The sequence below is a fragment of the Jeotgalicoccus sp. WY2 genome (genome assembly GCF_018437745.1).
GTDB classification, from domain to species: Bacteria; Bacillota; Bacilli; order Staphylococcales; family Salinicoccaceae; genus Jeotgalicoccus; species Jeotgalicoccus psychrophilus.
Window position 1 is genome coordinate 497,927 of record NZ_CP049818.1, and the last position, 16,633, is coordinate 514,559.

Below are 16,633 nucleotides of genomic sequence, written 5' to 3' on the forward strand. Positions count from 1 at the left end.
CAAATCCCCCTTTAATCAAACAAATATATTGTATCACAATAATCCGCAATTTGGTCTATAACTATCTTAATATTTAAAGTTTTGGAAGCGCACACATGTGGTATATAAGTAAGAAAAGGAAATGGAGTTGATTTTAAATGTTACAATATCAAAACATCTTAGTTGCAGTAGACGGGTCACATGAAGCAGAGTGGGCATTCCAGAAAGCAGTCGAAGCTGCGAAACGTAACAATGCGAAACTTTCTATTATCAACGTTATCGATACACGCTCTTTCGCGTCTGTTGAAGCGTATGACCGTTCAATTTCAGCACGTGCAAACGAGTTTGCTCAGAAGCTCCTTGATGGATATGAGAAAGTCGCATTAGACAAAGGTGTTGAACATGTAGAGAAAATCATCGACTATGGTTCACCGAAATCAATTATTCCTAAAAAAGCTGTGGAAAAAATTGGCGCGGACGTAATCGTCTGTGGTTCTACCGGTCTGAATGCTGTTGAGCGATTCATTATCGGTTCGGTATCAGAAGCGATTGTAAGAAACGCAAAATGTGACGTATTAGTCGTCCGCACTGAAACACTACCTTCGGACTTTGAACCGCTAGTAGCGACTGAAGACTTTATGGAACAAAACCGTTAATGGTTAAAAGAATGTTTTAATATTAAAAGTAATGGGCTCTTCGGGCTCATTACTTTTTTTTTCTACTATATCAGCTACACTGAATTCAAATTTACTTTCGGAGGTTACTTATGGAACTTGGAATTAATACGTTTGGTGATGCGGTCTTTGACCCCCAGACTGGGAAAACAATATCACATGCAGAACGCCTGCAGGAACTTGTACGTGAAATCGCAGCCGCTGACCGCGTTGGTCTCGATGTGTTTTCAATTGGTGAACATCACAGAAATGACTATGCGGTCAGTGCCCCGGATGTTGTACTTGCGGCCGGCGCTGCAGTTTCTAAAAATATCCGTCTGTCGAGCGGCGTAACTGTGCTGTCCTCAGATGATCCGGTTCGCGTTTACGAACGCTTTGCGACACTGGATGGAATTTCAAACGGCCGTGCTGAAATTATGGCAGGACGCGGGTCGTTTATCGAATCGTTTCCGTTATTCGGCTACGATTTAAATGATTACGATACCCTGTTCAATGAGAAATTGGATTTACTGTTGGCTTTGCAAAAAGGCGGAAAAATTAACTGGTCCGGGACGCACAGGCCGGCACTTGAGAATGCTGAGATATTCCCTAAACCTGTCCAAAATGAAATTCCAATCTGGATAGCGAGCGGCGGTACACCGCAATCTGCTAAACGCGCAGCAGAGCTCGGAATTCCTTTAGTCCTTGCGATTATCGGCGGCAGCCCGTTTCAGTTTGCGAGAATCGCTGACTTTTACCGGCAGATTGGTGCAGCTGCAGGACACGATGAAAGTAAATTAAAAGTCGCAACGAATTCCCATGGATTTGTTTGGGATACAGACGGTGAAGCACGCGATTTGTTCTTCCCATCAATTTCAACGTCGATGACGAAGCTCGGACGCGAACGCGGCTGGGGAGAATATTCACGGGAAGCCTTTGATAATATGTGTGATCCGGAGGGCGCACTATACGTCGGCAGCCCGGAAACCGTCGCAAGAAAAATTATCGCTTTGTACGAACACATGGGTGTTGAGCGCTTTACACTTCAAACACCTGTCGGTACAATGCCTCACGATCAGGTCATTAGGACTATTGAACTGTTTGGTGAAAAAGTTGCACCGCTTGTCAGAGACGGAGTTGCGAAGATAAAAGCTGAAAGAAAGATATAGTATTTTTTGAGGGGGACATTTGAAAATGTCCTCTTTTTTTATTGTAAGGCGGTAATTTTTGGTTTGGATGCCCTTGTCGAATGAACATGGTAGTCCAAAGCGTTTTGGGTTACCATGTCAAAGCCACATGGTAGTCCAAAGCCTCCCCGGTGACCATGTCATAGCTACATGGTAGTCCAAAGCCTCCCGGGTGACCATGTCAAAGCTACATGGTAGGCCAAAGCCTCCCGGGTGACCATGTCATAGCTACATGGTAGTCCAAAGCCTCCCGGGTGACCATGTCAAAGCTACATGGTAGGCCAAAGCCTCCCGGGTGACCATGTCAAAGCTACATGGTAGGCCAAAGCCTCCCGGGTGACCATGTCATAGCTACATGGTAGTCCAAAGCCTCCCGGGTGACCATGTCAAAGCTACATGGTAGGCCAAAGCCTCCCGGGTGACCATGTCAAAGCTACATGGTAGTCCAAAGTCTCCCGGATTACCATATCAAAGCCACATGGTAGTCCAAAGTCTCCCGGGTGACCATGTCAAAGCCACATGGTAGTCCAAAGTCTCCCGGATTACCATGTCAAAGCCACAACGTTATCCGACTCCGTTAAAAAGTCAAAAATAAATAAGAACTCAGGACACTCATATGTCCCAAGCTCCTATTCTGCTATAAATACATTCATGTTCGACAATACTTCGAGTGTTTTATCGTGCAGATCGTCGCTGGCTGCGGCAACGAGTTTTTTATTCACCGTAATGTTAGCTTTCGGGAAGATATTCTGAATTACCATAATATTCGCGAGGACGCATACGTTTGTTTCGACACCGATGAATTCGATTTTCTGATTGGTCTCGACTTCATCTTTATAGTTTTCGTAAATGTTTTTTCCTTGTTCCGGCGGGATACCGTAAAAGGTTTTTGTATATCCGTCGCCGTAACCCTCAAGACGTTCGTAAAATTTAGGATATATCGCTTCATCAAAATGGATTGATTCCGCGGAACGTTCGTCGTATTCGAAGTCGGGATATAAGTTTTTCGTATATATAATGGATTCGTTATTCTCTATTGCTTCATCAATTCTCCTCGCAATACCGTCTTCAATAACTTTGGACCACTCGGCAAAGTTCGTACCTCTTTTATCAAACGTATCATTTTGGACGTCTATTACTACAAGCATATTCCCACATCCTGTCTAAATTGTTTATATTCTATATATACCCATTATTTTTAAGTATTAAAAAAACAGCTCAAATGAGCTGCTAGTCTTCTTGATGCCAATTGCGCTTTAAAAGCCCCATCAGATAGGCATCCTGATATTGACCTTTAGTATAAAACTGCTCTTTTAAAGTGCCCTCTATTTCAAATCCGCTCTTCTTGTAAATATGAACAGCTCTGTCATTTTCAGTATCGACGTACAGATAAACTTTATTCATGTTCAGAATGTTGAATGCATACGCAAGACACTGTGCAAACGCAAATTTCGCATAGCCTCTACCGTTAAACTCAGGTTTGACGATGATCTGAATTTCACAGTTTCTGTGAATATAATTAATCTCAACCAGTTCAACAATACCCGCCAGCATACCGTCGTCTTCAATCACAAATCTTCTCTCGTCAGCATCCATCATATGTTTTTCATATAAATATTTTAATTCGCTTAACGATTCATACGGTTCTTCAAACCAGTACGACATAATCGAATATTCATTGTTCAGCTGATGTACGAACTCCAAATCCGTTTCTTCGAGCGCTCTGATTTTCATGATAAAACTCTCCTTAAAAAGGGATAAACTACTCCGCCAATCTCAATACTTCTCTAGCAATCATAACCTCTTCGTCCGTCGGAATGACTAATACCTTGACCGGTGAATACGAATGGCTGATTGTCGCTTCAATGCCGACTGTTTCGCTATTGGTTTTTTTATCCAGATAAACGCCCATAAATTCAAGGCTGTCTAAAACCTTCTCACGAATCAAAGCAGAGTTTTCCCCGACACCTGCGGTGAAAATTATCGCATCAACCCCGCCCATGCGTGCGGCGTAAGAGCCCATATATTTATGGATGCTCGAGCTGAATACTTCTAACGCAAGTTCGGCGCGTTTGTTGCCTTTTCTCGCTTCATCGGTAATGTCTCTTAAATCACTTGAAAATCCGCTGACTCCGAGCAGTCCCGATTCTTTGTTCAGCACGTTCAGTACTTCAACCGCACTTTTCTCGGTTTTCTCCATTATATACGGTATGAGAGACGGATCGATGTTTCCTGATCGTGTTCCCATCGTTACACCTGCTAATGGGGTAAAGCCCATTGATGTATCCAATGATTCGCCGGCTTTAACTGCAGCGATACTTGCTCCGTTGCCTAGGTGGCAACTGATTAGTCTTAATTCTTCAATCGGACGTTTTAACAATTCACTCGCACGGCCGGTTACATATTTATGACTCGTACCGTGAAAGCCGAATTTACGAATACGGTAGTCATTATAATATTTGTAAGGCAGACTGTATAAGTACGAGCTTTCCGGCATGGTCTGATGGAATGATGTATCAAATACTGCTACGTGAGTTACCGACGGCAGCAGTTCCATCATTGCCTCTATGCCCATTAAGTTTGCCGGGTTGTGAAGCGGCGCAAATTCAGCAAGCTTGTCTATTCTCTGATGACTTCGTCATCGATAACTACAGCTTCGGTAAATGTTTCCCCGCCGTGCACGACACGGTGCCCGGTGCCTTCAATCTCATCCATAGATTAATAATATTCTTTTTTATCAATGCTTCCAGCATGACGTTAACTGCTTCTTTATGATCTTTAAAGTTTCTTTCAAACGTTTCCCGTCCACCCTTATAGGCGAGTGTGAATTTCCCGCCGCCGAGTCCAATTCTCTCGACTAAACCGCGGGCAATTTCAGTTTCTTCAGGCATTTTGAACAGTTCAAATTTAAAGGACGAACTGCCGGCATTGATCGCAATAATTTTTGTCATGGTGTTATCACTGCTTTCCGCTGTATTGTTCATACCAATCGTTCAGCTGACGTAAAAACTCCTGCATTTTCTCGGCATTTTTAAAATCAGGCACATCGCCGATCAGCACTTCGTTGTTCACAAGCGGCGAGAATCCTTTTTTCAGTACAATAATTGATTTACGCTGTTTTTCCGTTTTAAAGATTGTTGCCGGTAGGTTTAAGAACATCAGCAATGACGCATCTTCGGAAATATATTTTTATCGTCTCGTTATTTTCTTCAAGCATATTGACGGTACGATAAACACACCTAAGCCGTCATCTTTCACTAAGTTCATGCCCGCTTCAAGCATAAGCAGGTGAGCGTAGCTCTGGCCTTTTGAAAATGCTGTTTTGTAATCCACAGCCGGGAGCGGGTAATAGCCTACAGGTAAGTCTCCGATTGCAATTTCTGCTGACGGAATCCTGCTCGGTTCAATAACGTTTTGCGGGTGAATGTACATCGGCACTTTTAAGAACTCACATAAGTTTGCATTAATTTCTGCGAGTGCCGGGTCCACTTCAACACCTGAAAGGTTTACATTGTCGACCATTTCTTTCACTGTCATTGCAAGGTGTCCTGTACCGCTGCCGACATCCATCAGTTCAGTTTCTTTTCCTGCAGTAAATAAATCGATAATATGAGCGACTAAGTAACCGATCGCATCCGGCGTCAGCTGGTGATTGCTTTGTACAGGTTCTTCTTTTACCTGGTACAGGTAAGCAAACTGGAACGCTTTTCTAAGGTCACTCATCGAACCTTCTGCATTTACCTGCAGCAAGCTTTCTGCTAATGCTTCCAATCTTGATTTTTCATCGTTTTTGACAATCTCATCTATTCTGGTAATCAGTTCTTCATATACTTGTTCCATCGTAGTTTTGGCCATTAAATATCCCTCTTTAAACAAAATATGGACTATCCGTATAGGATAGCCCTAGTTAACTTGATTATATTATATCACTGTCGCCGCTTCAAACACTTAACATCGGCTTTATTGGAAAGTTCGGTCCGACACGTGGCTGATTTCTTCTTTTTCTTGTAATTTGTGAGCGGTATGCGGATGCATTTCGCTCTTAATTACGTCGCCGTATTCTTTATATTATTATTAACCGCATACGTATCACCGATAAAGTCATGCAGTCCGATTTTTGAGTCGGTAAATAATACTGCAAGATATGGCAAATACAGCAGTGCATTTGAAATGATTCTGCCTACAGTTTCTCTGAAGAACACTTGGCTGAATGTCAGTTTCGTGCCTTTTGCTGAGATAACACTGATACCTAAAATCATTTTACCTAATGTTTGCTTAAGGAAATAAGTCATCAGTGTAAAGTAGATGAAGTACAGCAGCGTCGTCGAAATGTTTTCAATCGATAATGCTTCAATTCCAAAATAGACGTCCCTGACTTCAAGCACCGTTAAAATCGGTACGATTGTCAGCTGGGCCACTGCCCACAGCACGATAATATCTATAATGTAGCTGATGAATCTCGGGAAAAAGGAAGCATGCGTCATGTAATCCAGCTGCTGGATATAATCGGTATCTTTTCTTACAATTCCATTATTCTCTTCCATCGAAATTCCTCCTTATTCATATAGATACATCGGCTCTACACCCTGACGGTTGTTTATCAGTTCCTGAACCATTTTTACTTCTCCGCCGCCTGTAAGACTTTCTATTGCGCTTTGGATTTTAACGCCGAACGGGAATGATGTTGTTTGTGCGCCGCCGATTTCCACTACTTGCGGAGTGCCGCCGACTTCTTCTTTCAATGCAGCAAGCGCATCGTCAAAGTAACCCTGCTGGTCAACAAGACCGTTTTCAATTGCTTCGCCGCCGAGATAAATTCTGCCGTCAGCAAGTTCTCTTACCTGTTCTTCAGACATGCCGCGTCCGTCCGCAACAACATCAACGAAATCCTGGAACATCGTATCGACGATACTCTGCAGGTAATCCTGCTCTTCTTCAGTTGCTTCGCGTGAAGCAGACATCATGTCTTTCATTTCACCGCTCTTATACACATCGTAGGAAATTCCGACGTTTTCAGCGAGCTCAGTGTAGTTCATGCTCTGCATAATGACACCGATTGATCCGGTGATTGTTTCATCTGTAGCAAAGATTTGATCAGCCGGTGCTGAAACATAATAGCCGCCTGATGCTGCCATGTTGCCCATCGAGCTGTAAATTGTCTTGCCGCTTTCTTTAATTTCCATCAGATATTTATGTATCTCCGCACTTTCGAAGACACCGCCGCCCGGCGAGTTAACATTGAGCAGTACTGCACTGTATGTATCTTCAGCTGCAATATCTTTTAAGGCCTGAATTTCATTTGGTGATCATAGCCTTCTGTAGCGAACATTCCGCTGCCGGTAGTCCCCGTATCCTGAATGACACCATCAAAGTTTACAACAGCAATTTTATTGCCGGCGTCCCCTTCTTCAAGCACCTGACTCACCGGTTCATTTGCACCTGAAAATTCATTGAACATATCTTCCCAGTCACTCGCCCACAGCGACGTCATAAATGACGCACCGAGACCGAGGATGACCAGCGCTATTGCTGAAACTAACGCGATAATTCTTTTCATGAAACATCCTCCTCTATTTAAAAGTCAGTTTTATGATAACACTTTTTTGTATGTGTTTCGCCTGGCAGCATGATTTGTTTATATCAACTTTATGACCGCTTAACATGTATTAGAAATTAAAAAAGACATCCGGAGATGTCTTTTTTAATCAAAATGTTTCGCCTTATATTCCATTTCTTCTTTTTCTGTTAAAAGACCGGTCGCAATACCGATACTCCCGTCTTGTGATTTCCATATGACGTTATGTACCTGCACAGCATTCGTAAAATCACCCTGCTGCCAGGCTGATAATGTTTCTATGTAAAAATCTTTGTACTGATAATCAGATTTCTCTGCCGTTGTAAGCATGTTGTTAATACGCTCTTTTGTAATTTCCAAACTGCCCCATTTAATCTCCGCTTTAACTTTCTGATGTGTCATTTTATGAAGATCATCAGAGAAGTTCCATTCCGAAGGCTCCCCTTCTGAATTTGCAGTGTCGTCAAACTCGATTTTTTATCAGTTTCCAACAGACGCTGAATCTCGCCGTCCGGATCAACTGATGATTCTGCCTGTTCATTCCCCGAGGTCTTGCCGTAGTCTGTATAAACAAAGTAAATTATACCTGCCGCCAGGACAATCGCAAGGATAATCAGAAAAACAGTCACCGCTATTTTCATCTCTTTCTTCAAGAACTCCCCCCTTTCATATTTGGACATACTCAGCATTCGGTCATGCATAAAATGACTCACTAGTATATAATTTGAACTAATCATATTAATGAGTTTTTAATAGAATACAGAACTATTAATTTTAGCAATAATTTACTTATTTCCCAATATTATTCGAAAATTTAAATGTATAAATGAATTATTTTGATATAGGAGTACGTTAAATATGACAAATAACACTATTTATTTCTTTGAACCAAACAATAAGAATTCAAAAAAGATTGTCAGTGATCTCGAAAATCTTTTTGCAGATATCGGAATTAAAACTGTTGAAAACTGTAATGAGGCGAGTATTGTAGCATCCATCGGAGGAGACGGCGCCTTCTTACAGGCGGTTAGAAAGAACGATTTCAGAAACGACTGCATGTATATCGGCATCGGTATTAAAGAGAAAAACTATATGTATGTAGATTTTAATTACCATAATCTATTAGAAATCAGACAGGTCTTTAAATTGAATAACTTCGAAACACGCAGCTATCCTGTAATTGAAGTAAAGGTAAATAACAATCAGCCAAACTACTGTCTGAATGAATTTACGCTGCGTTCGAGTTTAGTCCGCACGATAAAAATGGATCTTTACATAGAAGACTTTCTGTTCGAACACTTTAACGGTGACGGTATTGTGATATCAACACCGACCGGCTCCACGGGCTATAACAAGTCGCTTGGCGGTGCTGTCGTTGACCCGCTGGTCAATGCGATGCAGGTCACTGAACTCGGCAGTGTAAACAATAATAACCACCGTACACTCGGCACAAGTTTTCTGTTATCAAAAGAGCGTCCAATCACTCTCGTTATCGATCAATCTGACGATTACTATCCAATCATGAGTATGGATAACGAAGCATTAAGCGTACAGAACACTGAAAAAGTCAGTGTTAAATTAAGCGATAAAAAAATTAACACAATCAGACTCCACAACAATACATTCTGGCACAAAGCACAGAGAAACTTCCTGTAAAGGCGGCAGTTTAATATGATAGAAAAATATGATTTGCAGACAATAGCTAAAAATACGCTGCGGCCGAGAAAGCTTGCGAGAAATGGCAAAGCAGGATACGTTGCATCCGCCCTGCTTACTAAAGACGATAATGTCTATACAGGCGTCGCTATCGATGTTGCATGCTCAATCGGTTTCTGCGCAGAACACTCAGCAATCGCAGCGATGGTTACAGCAGGGGAAACAAGGATAAAAGAAATTATCGCGGTGCACCGTGACGGCCGGATACTTCCGCCGTGCGGCAGGTGCCGGGAATTTATCGTGCAGATTCATAATAAGAATTATGACTGCGCTGTCCACCTTCCTGGTGACAGACTCGTTCCATTGAGCGAACTGCTGCCCGAGCGCTGGGATGTATAGCTGAAAAATTAAAGTCAGACCTGGGATTTGATTGTCCGGGCTGACTTTTTTGATTTATACGGAGTTATTGCGGTGGAGTTTGGGCGTTCTCTCGCTTGGAATGACAACGGCGGTTCCCTGTTGTCATTCCAGCCCTCTCGGTTCACAACGGCGGTTCCCTGTTGTCATTCCAAGGCTCTAGGTTCACAACGGCGGTTCCCTGTTGTCATTCCAGCACTCTCGGTTCACAACGGCGGTTCCCTGTTGTCATTCCAAGGCTCTAGGTTCACAACGGCGGTTCACCGTTGTGAATCAACTTCATATAGCAGTATATATCACCTATTTCTGGCCAGCTTCAACCGATGCTTTAAAGAAAAATATACTATTGTTAAGCTAAATCCCAGACCGTATGTCAGCAGACCAAAATTATGTAAATCAAGTGCCAGTGTCACAAATAAAAGAATGACAACAAGCAGACATAAAAACCCTAAGCTTTTCATTAAATCCCTCCACTTTACCCCCGTACTTAATTCCGACTATATAATAAAACCTCCGAAAGTTAAACTCTCGGAGGTAATTATATTTCTACAGCAGATCGCTGAATTCTTCTTTACTCTTCTTTTTTAGATGGCATATACACTTCAATATTTTCCATCGCTTTTTCAATCATCGGTTCAAAATCTACAGCTTTCTCAAATTTCTTAACCGATTCTAATGATGGTTTGGTCTTCGGTGCTTTTGGTTTAAATATTGTACAGCAGTCCTCAAATGGCAGGATTGATGTTTCATATGTGCCCATATTTTTCGCCATTTTAACGATATCGTTTTTCTCTAAAGTGAGTAACGGACGCAGTACCGGCAGTGTTGTTACTTCATTTATCGCAAACATGCTCGTCAGTGTCTGAGACGCAACCTGACCTAAGTTCTCACCGTTAACGACTGCTTCTCCGCCAATCTGCATTGTCAATTTCTCAGCAATACGGAGCATAATACGTCGTGTTGATGTCATCGACAGGTTGTCCGGAATGCGGTCATATAATGTCGTCTGCAGTTCTGTGAACGGCACGATGTGAAGTTTAATATCGAAGCCTGTTCTTTCACTCATAATGTCGACAAGTGCTTTGACTTTGTCTGTTGCCTGCGGGCTCGTATACGGCGGCGAATGGAAGTGAATTGCTTCGATTTCCACTCCGCGCCGCATAATATCGATACCTGCGACCGGTGAGTCGATGCCGCCCGACAGCATTAACAGTGCTTTGCCGCCTGTACCAAGCGGGAGTCCGCCAAGTCCTTTAATCGTTTCATAGTACATGTAAATCGCGTCGGGTCTAATTTCAGCAAGTATTTTATAATCCGGTTTTTTCACATTAACCGTAAGGTGTGACGTATTCATTGTTACGTAATCACCGAGCAGCTGCTGCACTCCGTATGTGTCCAGATGGTACTGTTTGTCTGCACGTTTCACTTCAATTTTAAATGAATAACCAGCTTCGATTTCATGTGCAAATTTAAGTGCTGTCTCCTTCATTGCCTCGTCTGTTTTTTCCAGTCTGACAACCGGTGACATACTTAAAATTCCGCTGATATTTGTTAACTTATCGATAATTTCATGCGGGTCTTCTTCGTTTAAAACAATATAAGCACGGTCGCGGTTCGCTTTAATCTGCACGTCGTATTGTTTCAGTGCCTTTCGCATACGGTCACGGAGCGCATTCACAAACATTTTTCTGTTTTTTGTTTTCAGCGTCAGTTCTCCGTAGCGGATTAATATGTGGTCAAATTTCATTTCAGTACATCTCCTAATTCTTCATAAACCTCTTGTAATGCTGTAATTAATTTATTTACATCGTCTTCAGCTGTATTCCGTCCCATTGAGATACGAATGCTGCCCTCGATAATTTTATCTTCATTATCTAATGCGAGAAGTGTTTCGTTTAATGTTGCGAGTTTAGATGCGCAGGCGCTTGTCGTCGATACTGCGATACCGCGTTTTGATAATGCATTCACTACTACTTCGCCTTTTGCTCCGGCAAATGACATGTTGACAATATAAGGTGCTGCTTCAGGCTGGAGATAAACAGCTTTTAAACCTTTAACTCCGTCTCTTATTTTTTTATTAAACCGGCTGAGGCGCTTATTCACTTCACGTGCTTCACCGAGCGTCAGACGAAGTGCTTTTGCCATTGCTACAATGCCTGGTAGATTCACCGTACCGCTTCTGATATTATACTCATGTCCGCCGCCGTATTGTACAGCACGGAGCGTTGCAAGGTCTCTGACGAACAGTCCGCCGATGCCTTTAACACCGTTAAATTTATGTGCAGAAATACTGATTGTATCGACCCCGTTGTAATCCAGATCCGCTTTGCCGATTGCTTGTGTTGCGTCGACATGGAAATGGATTTTCGGATAATCTTTCAGCATCCCGGTAATTTCTTTTATCGGCTGCACACTGCCTATTATGTTATTCAGTGCCATCACTGTAACGAATACTACGTCGCTGTTCAGCAGTATTTTTAAATGTTCGAGATCAACTGTCCCGTCAGCCATTGTGTTTATATATTTAACCGTAAAGCCGTCCTTTTTCATTTCTTCAAGGACGTTAACGATACTCGGATGTTCAAGTTCACTCGTCAATATTGTCTTGCCGAATTGTTTCTTTTTCTTCAGCATACTCTGAATCGCAATGTTATTACTTTCTGTCGCACTCGATGTAAAGACTAAATCGTATTTTTTCAAATCCATCAGTTCCAGTATTTGAGCACGCGCCGCCTCTAGCAGTCTCGCTGCATCTTTGCCGCTCTGATGAATACTTGCTGTATTGTAAAAGTACTTCTCGCTGGCCGTCATATAGGCTTCAAGCGCCTCTTTATAAGGTGCTGTCGTCGCTGCATTATCAAAATATATCATCCTGATTCACCTCTCACATAAAATGACTTAGGATATGACATATCCTAAGTCATTTTGTTAATTATTATCAAATTGTTTTTCTATCTTCGCTGCACTGCCCGGTTCAACACTTTCCACTGCATCTTTCGCAAGGCCAAGGGCACGCTTGTAGCGGTTTTCTTTAAACAACCGTTCAGCTTCGTTTAAGTGAGCATTTAAATCCGAATCCGTACTGCGGAATCTGTTTCCGTACTGAATCATCAGTTCCGTCAGCTGTGAATCTCTCATCACCGCATATGCTTCCTGTTCAAACTTGTTCATCATCAGAACAGTATCATTTACTTTCGCTTTAACATATTCAACATTCAGCGGACGCCGGCTGAAGTAATTTTCAACTTCTCTGATATTCACTTCAATTTCATGTTTCATAACGATAAACTGCTCAGGTAAAGTTACCAGGTTCGATGACATCAGTTCACGGTAGACCTTTTCTTTACGGTCGTTAACGTAACGCAGGTTTTCGCGCGCTTCTGCATCATCTTCTCTCAGGTTAACCAGATGCTCCTGAATGCTGTTCTGTTCTTCATGAATCGTATGTGCATTATTTTTTAAATAATCGATATTATCCACAATCGCACTGTAGCGTGTCGTATTTTTTTCAGTCTCAGTAATCATATCGCTGTAAATCGTAATCAGATTTTCAATCTCATTTTCATAGTTCATTACTTTTTGGACATCAGACTCATCGATATGATAGTGCTCTTTAATATAATCGATTTCAGTGCGCAGTGTATAGTTCAATGCTTTAGCGTTAAATAATTCGTCGGTAATAACATCTTTACCGCTGTCAAATTTATTTTTCGCGTTGACTTCATGCTCAACGAGTTCATACATGTCATCAAGCTCATCGTGAATATTGTCTAAAATAGATTCCGCTTCTTCGAGCTCCAGTTTTGCAACCAGAGGTTCAACGCGGTTTAAATTGCTTTTCAGTGTCGATAATCTGTTTTCGACTTTAATGTGGTCAAGATCGTAGCCCTGCGCACGCAGATCTCTGCAGCCGTAACGGAGTTCCTGGAACTGCTGAGGCAATTCTTTTTGCACTTCTTTAATCAGTTTTGGAATTTCATCCATGTTGTCTTTTAAATTTAAAAGCTCGTTGTAAGTACTGAAGATAAACTCATTGGCCCGGAGATAATCCCCATCGTTGACCATTTTTTCATACTTAGCAACTTCCGGTTCATAAGCTTTAATCACTTCTTCAAGCGGCTTTTTAGCATCTCCGAATTTGTGTCCGTTCGCAAGCACGTCGCGTTTCGCTTCGCGGTACAGACGTTCACTTTCAATATTCTGATGCTTCCCCTCTTCAACAGCTTTTACAAACCTGGCAACTTCTTCAGTCAGTTCATCGTACTTATTTTTAATGACCTCTATATTCTCCCCTGCGAGTTCATTATTTTTAGTACTTTTAGCAAATTTAAATTGCTCAACGTTTGTTTTAGACTGTTCAAGTGCATTTTCTGCATGTGTACTATGAGTATTTAATGCTTCATTCCATTCATCCTGCCAGTTGTTATAAAGCACTTTAGCTTCACCGTGCAGGTTGTAATTTTTCAATTTCACTAAATCCAATTTAAATGGAAGCTGATTCACTTCATGCAGTCTGCTGTATTGAGTATCAATCATTTGTGTTTTTACAGATCTTAAGTACAGCAGTACAGCTGCTGTCACGATGACCAAAATGATAATCGCGATTAATATATACACCCACATACACTTTACCTCCTAGATATATACTCAATTATAGCTCAAAACGTTGTGTTGCAAAACATATAAATGTATAATTCTTTAAAATCACCATTATAGATAAAAATCATGGAGGCATAATATGTTCACGAATATAGAAATTAAAGATTACGACACGTTAAACAAAATGCTCAAGAGCCTTATCGAAGACGAAACAAATAGAATTGCGAACCTGTCTAATGCATCGAGTCTACTTAACTTTTTCCTTAAAGACAAACTGGTTGGCTTTTATTTGTATGAAGAAAGTACGAATGAATTAGTACTCGGACCCTTCCAGGGACTGCCTGCATGTGTACGCATTGAAAACGGCAAAGGCGTATGCGGTACAGCATTCCGCGGCAACGATATTTTTATCGTTGATAACGTGAATGAATTCCCGGGTCACATTGCATGTGATGCAAACAGTAAATCAGAAATTGTTGTGCCTCTGTATAAAGATGGCAAAGGCATCGGCGTACTTGATATCGATGCACCGATTTACGACCGTTTTACAGAAGAAGACCGCAACGGTTTGAAAGCATTCGTCGATACATTAATCAACTATATTTAACGTTGACTTTCAGTAACTAAAGATGTAAAATAAACTATTGTGTAAATGAACAGTATAAGTAGCGGATAGTCATTGCGAGTAAGTATGCGGTCCCCGCGGTTGGTGTGCTGCGTAACCAATGCTATGAGGCGAAGGCACTTTAAATCGTATACCCTCGCAGGAGATTATTCCCTTATGATTGTTTTTTGCATATATTAATAAAACATAAGGAGGAGCTAATATGGCTCGTTTTACAGGTTCAATTTGGAAAAAATCACGTCGTTTAGGAATTTCCCTAACTGGCACAGGTAAAGAATTGGAACGTCGTCCGTATCCACCAGGTCCACACGGTCCAACACAAAGAATTAAATTATCAGAGTATGGTAAACAGTTACAGGAGAAACAAAAACTTCGTTACATGTATGGCGTTAACGAACGTCAATTCCGTACATTATTCGACCGTTCAGGTAAAATGAAAGGTGTTCACGGTGAGAACTTCATGATCTTACTAGCGACTAGATTAGACGCAGTAGTTCGTGCTTCAGGTCTTGCTCGCACACAACGTCAAGCACGTCAGTTAGTTAACCACGGTCACGTTACTGTGGACGGCAAACGTGTAGACATTCCTTCATTTATCGTTAAACCAGGACAGGTTATCGGAGTTCGTGAAAAATCACGTAACCTTGATATCATCGCTGAAGCTGTTGAATTAAGCAACTTCACACCTGAGTACCTGACATTCAACAAAGATAACTTAGAAGTTACTTTCGACGACTGCAGCAGAACGCAGTGAATTAAATGCCGATATTAACGAACAGTTAATCGTTGAGTACTACTCAAGATAATAGATTCAAACTTAAAAGATTCGAAATCATTGAAAAATGGTTTCGGATCTTTTTTTGTGCAAAGATAAATAGCATATATCATTTAAAAACGACCCGAAGTTCCAAATAAGGACTCCAGGTCGCTAAATAATAAAATCTATTCTTCACCCATACCGAATATCACTTTATCTGTAATAAAATCAAAATTATCCGGTTCCACATCTTCATTCACAATATAGTTCTTATGCTGCATCAGCAGTTTCTGAGTAAAGTTTCTTGCCCAGCGTCCGTTTGACTTATCTGCTTCCGGCAGCTGTTCGTATGCGTTCATTACAGTCATACGCAGGAAGTCTTCGTTGAATCTCCATTGTCCTCGCAGCATGTTCAGCACAATTTCCACCACGTCTTCTGCTTTGTAGGCCGGGAATTCAATCGTATATGGAACACGTGATTTCAAGCCTTCATTGGCATTCATAAACCGTTCCATATCTTCTGAATATCCTGCAAAGATAACAATAAATTTATCGCGGTTGTTTTCAAGCTCGGTAATCAGCGTTTCAATCGCCTGTTTACCAAAGTCATTGTCGCTGTTTTCTATCGACAGCTGATAGGCTTCGTCGATAAAGAGCACGCCGCCCATCGCCCGACGATCGATTGCATTTTTGTATTTTTCTCCGTATGTCCGATATAAGACCCAACTAAATCACTGCGGTCGACTTCTATCAGTTTATCATCCAGCAATATATCCAGCTTCTTAAAGAATTTCGCAATCAATCTGGCTATAGTTGTTTTTCCCTGTCCCAGGTGGTCCGGTAAATACCATGTGATAACTTGAACTCCCGATGTCCATACCGCGTTCTTCAAACATTTTATTTGCCTGAGCTTCTTTTATTAACTTATTTATAAACTGTTTAACGGATTCCAGTCCGGTTAAATTATCCAGTTCTCTACGAATAGATGCGAGGCTGTTTGATGATTCATCTTCATTTACACCAAGTGCATTATTCCAGTCTTCTTCGATGATCTTTAAGAAATCTTCCGATTCCGAAAGCTGGGCTTCTGCGACTCTGTTTGATTGTTCAAGAATCAACGCTTCGTTAAAGTTGCGAACAAACCTCGCATTGCTCGTATCGCTCGCGTTTATAATTTTTCTTCAG

21 protein-coding genes and 2 pseudogenes are annotated in these 16,633 nt (G+C 41.5%); 6 read left to right on the forward strand and 17 right to left on the reverse strand.

The annotated features are described in order from the left end of the window. Positions 1-137: 137 nt before the first annotated feature. Together G4D76_RS02815 and G4D76_RS02820 are read left to right on the forward strand one after the other, a co-directional pair. Positions 138-635: a universal stress protein gene (locus G4D76_RS02815; protein ID WP_026859692.1), complete on the forward strand. Its 498-nt coding sequence runs from the start codon at positions 138-140 to the stop codon at positions 633-635. A 110-nt stretch (positions 636-745) separates the two neighbouring features. Further along, the gene (locus tag G4D76_RS02820; protein ID WP_213810485.1) at positions 746-1,801 is read left to right on the forward strand and encodes an LLM class flavin-dependent oxidoreductase; all 1,056 of its coding nucleotides are present in this window, start codon (positions 746-748) and stop codon (positions 1,799-1,801) included. A 647-nt stretch (positions 1,802-2,448) separates the two neighbouring features. Here G4D76_RS02820 and G4D76_RS02825 read toward each other — a convergent pair. The 10 genes and pseudogenes from G4D76_RS02825 to G4D76_RS02865 all read right to left on the reverse strand — a co-directional run bounded on the left by G4D76_RS02825 (position 2,449) and on the right by G4D76_RS02865 (position 8,047). Continuing rightward, positions 2,449-2,967 carry an isochorismatase family protein gene (locus tag G4D76_RS02825; protein ID WP_213810486.1) on the reverse strand — a complete coding sequence of 173 codons (519 nt, stop codon included), beginning with the start codon at positions 2,965-2,967 and terminating at the stop codon, positions 2,449-2,451. Between the two features lie 82 nt (positions 2,968-3,049). Further along, positions 3,050-3,553, reverse strand: a complete 504-nt coding sequence (locus G4D76_RS02830) for a GNAT family N-acetyltransferase (RefSeq protein ID WP_026859689.1) — start codon at positions 3,551-3,553, stop codon at positions 3,050-3,052. Between the two features lie 28 nt (positions 3,554-3,581). Further along, positions 3,582-4,803: pseudogene (locus G4D76_RS02835) on the reverse strand (acetate/propionate family kinase). After that, positions 4,778-4,978, reverse strand: a complete 201-nt coding sequence (locus tag G4D76_RS02840; protein ID WP_213810487.1) for a hypothetical protein — start codon at positions 4,976-4,978, stop codon at positions 4,778-4,780. The pseudogene G4D76_RS02835 and the gene G4D76_RS02840 overlap by 26 nt, the downstream one beginning before the upstream one ends. Positions 4,979-5,008: 30 nt before the next feature. Then, positions 5,009-5,674, reverse strand: coding sequence for a class I SAM-dependent methyltransferase (locus G4D76_RS02845; protein ID WP_213810488.1), 666 nt, complete (start codon positions 5,672-5,674; stop codon positions 5,009-5,011). A 191-nt stretch (positions 5,675-5,865) separates the two neighbouring features. Then, complete coding sequence (locus tag G4D76_RS02850) at positions 5,866-6,363, reverse strand: RDD family protein (RefSeq protein WP_213810489.1); 498 nt, start codon at positions 6,361-6,363, stop codon at positions 5,866-5,868. A gap of 12 nt (positions 6,364-6,375) precedes the next feature. Then, positions 6,376-7,113: a signal peptide peptidase SppA gene (gene sppA / locus G4D76_RS02855; protein ID WP_371814645.1), complete on the reverse strand. Its 738-nt coding sequence runs from the start codon at positions 7,111-7,113 to the stop codon at positions 6,376-6,378. Continuing rightward, positions 7,101-7,376: a hypothetical protein gene (locus G4D76_RS14390; protein WP_250130138.1), complete on the reverse strand. Its 276-nt coding sequence runs from the start codon at positions 7,374-7,376 to the stop codon at positions 7,101-7,103. Before G4D76_RS14390 ends, sppA begins: the two co-directional genes overlap by 13 nt. Before the next feature lie 144 nt (positions 7,377-7,520). Further along, positions 7,521-7,796: a DUF6241 domain-containing protein gene (locus tag G4D76_RS02860; protein ID WP_213810490.1), complete on the reverse strand. Its 276-nt coding sequence runs from the start codon at positions 7,794-7,796 to the stop codon at positions 7,521-7,523. Further along, positions 7,793-8,047, reverse strand: a complete 255-nt coding sequence (locus G4D76_RS02865) for an AsmA family protein (RefSeq protein WP_213810491.1) — start codon at positions 8,045-8,047, stop codon at positions 7,793-7,795. Before G4D76_RS02865 ends, G4D76_RS02860 begins: the two co-directional genes overlap by 4 nt. Positions 8,048-8,252: 205 nt before the next feature. Between G4D76_RS02865 and G4D76_RS02870 the strand changes: the two genes are divergently transcribed. Together G4D76_RS02870 and G4D76_RS02875 are read left to right on the forward strand one after the other, a co-directional pair. Beyond that, positions 8,253-9,050 (forward strand): NAD kinase, encoded by a 798-nt coding sequence (locus tag G4D76_RS02870; RefSeq protein WP_026859684.1) that lies wholly within the window; start codon positions 8,253-8,255, stop codon positions 9,048-9,050. Between the two features lie 15 nt (positions 9,051-9,065). Beyond that, on the forward strand, positions 9,066-9,449 hold the full coding sequence (locus G4D76_RS02875; protein ID WP_213810492.1) for a cytidine deaminase family protein: 384 nt from the start codon (positions 9,066-9,068) through the stop codon (positions 9,447-9,449). A 314-nt stretch (positions 9,450-9,763) separates the two neighbouring features. Here the strand turns inward: G4D76_RS02875 and G4D76_RS02880 are convergent, their stop codons facing one another. The 4 genes from G4D76_RS02880 to G4D76_RS02895 form a co-directional block, all read right to left on the reverse strand. Then, a complete protein-coding gene (locus G4D76_RS02880) occupies positions 9,764-9,928 on the reverse strand; it encodes a hypothetical protein (RefSeq protein ID WP_213810493.1) in 165 nt (54 codons plus the stop codon). 110 nt (positions 9,929-10,038) lie between these two features. Then, a complete protein-coding gene (gene thiI, locus G4D76_RS02885) occupies positions 10,039-11,214 on the reverse strand; it encodes a tRNA uracil 4-sulfurtransferase ThiI (RefSeq protein WP_213810494.1) in 1,176 nt (391 codons plus the stop codon). Then, positions 11,211-12,338: a cysteine desulfurase family protein gene (locus G4D76_RS02890; RefSeq protein WP_213810495.1), complete on the reverse strand. Its 1,128-nt coding sequence runs from the start codon at positions 12,336-12,338 to the stop codon at positions 11,211-11,213. The genes thiI and G4D76_RS02890 overlap by 4 nt, the downstream gene beginning before the upstream one ends. A 57-nt stretch (positions 12,339-12,395) precedes the next feature. Beyond that, positions 12,396-14,090: a septation ring formation regulator EzrA gene (locus G4D76_RS02895; RefSeq protein WP_213810496.1), complete on the reverse strand. Its 1,695-nt coding sequence runs from the start codon at positions 14,088-14,090 to the stop codon at positions 12,396-12,398. 115 nt (positions 14,091-14,205) lie between these two features. Between G4D76_RS02895 and G4D76_RS02900 the strand changes: the two genes are divergently transcribed. Both G4D76_RS02900 and rpsD read left to right on the forward strand, forming a co-directional pair. Further along, complete coding sequence (locus G4D76_RS02900) at positions 14,206-14,673, forward strand: GAF domain-containing protein (RefSeq protein WP_213810497.1); 468 nt, start codon at positions 14,206-14,208, stop codon at positions 14,671-14,673. 220 nt (positions 14,674-14,893) lie between these two features. Then, positions 14,894-15,497, forward strand: a pseudogene (rpsD, locus tag G4D76_RS02905) (30S ribosomal protein S4). A 136-nt stretch (positions 15,498-15,633) separates the two neighbouring features. Here the strand turns inward: rpsD and G4D76_RS02910 are convergent. Genes G4D76_RS02910 through G4D76_RS02920 form a run of 3 tightly spaced genes read right to left on the reverse strand, consistent with a single transcriptional unit; the run spans position 15,634 to position 16,623 of the window. After that, a complete protein-coding gene (locus tag G4D76_RS02910) occupies positions 15,634-16,116 on the reverse strand; it encodes an AAA family ATPase (RefSeq protein ID WP_213810498.1) in 483 nt (160 codons plus the stop codon). Continuing rightward, positions 16,071-16,340 (reverse strand): AAA family ATPase, encoded by a 270-nt coding sequence (locus tag G4D76_RS16535; RefSeq protein ID WP_371814556.1) that lies wholly within the window; start codon positions 16,338-16,340, stop codon positions 16,071-16,073. Before G4D76_RS16535 ends, G4D76_RS02910 begins: the two co-directional genes overlap by 46 nt. Beyond that, positions 16,231-16,623 (reverse strand): hypothetical protein, encoded by a 393-nt coding sequence (locus G4D76_RS02920; RefSeq protein WP_371814646.1) that lies wholly within the window; start codon positions 16,621-16,623, stop codon positions 16,231-16,233. Before G4D76_RS02920 ends, G4D76_RS16535 begins: the two co-directional genes overlap by 110 nt. Positions 16,624-16,633: the final 10 nt, after the last annotated feature.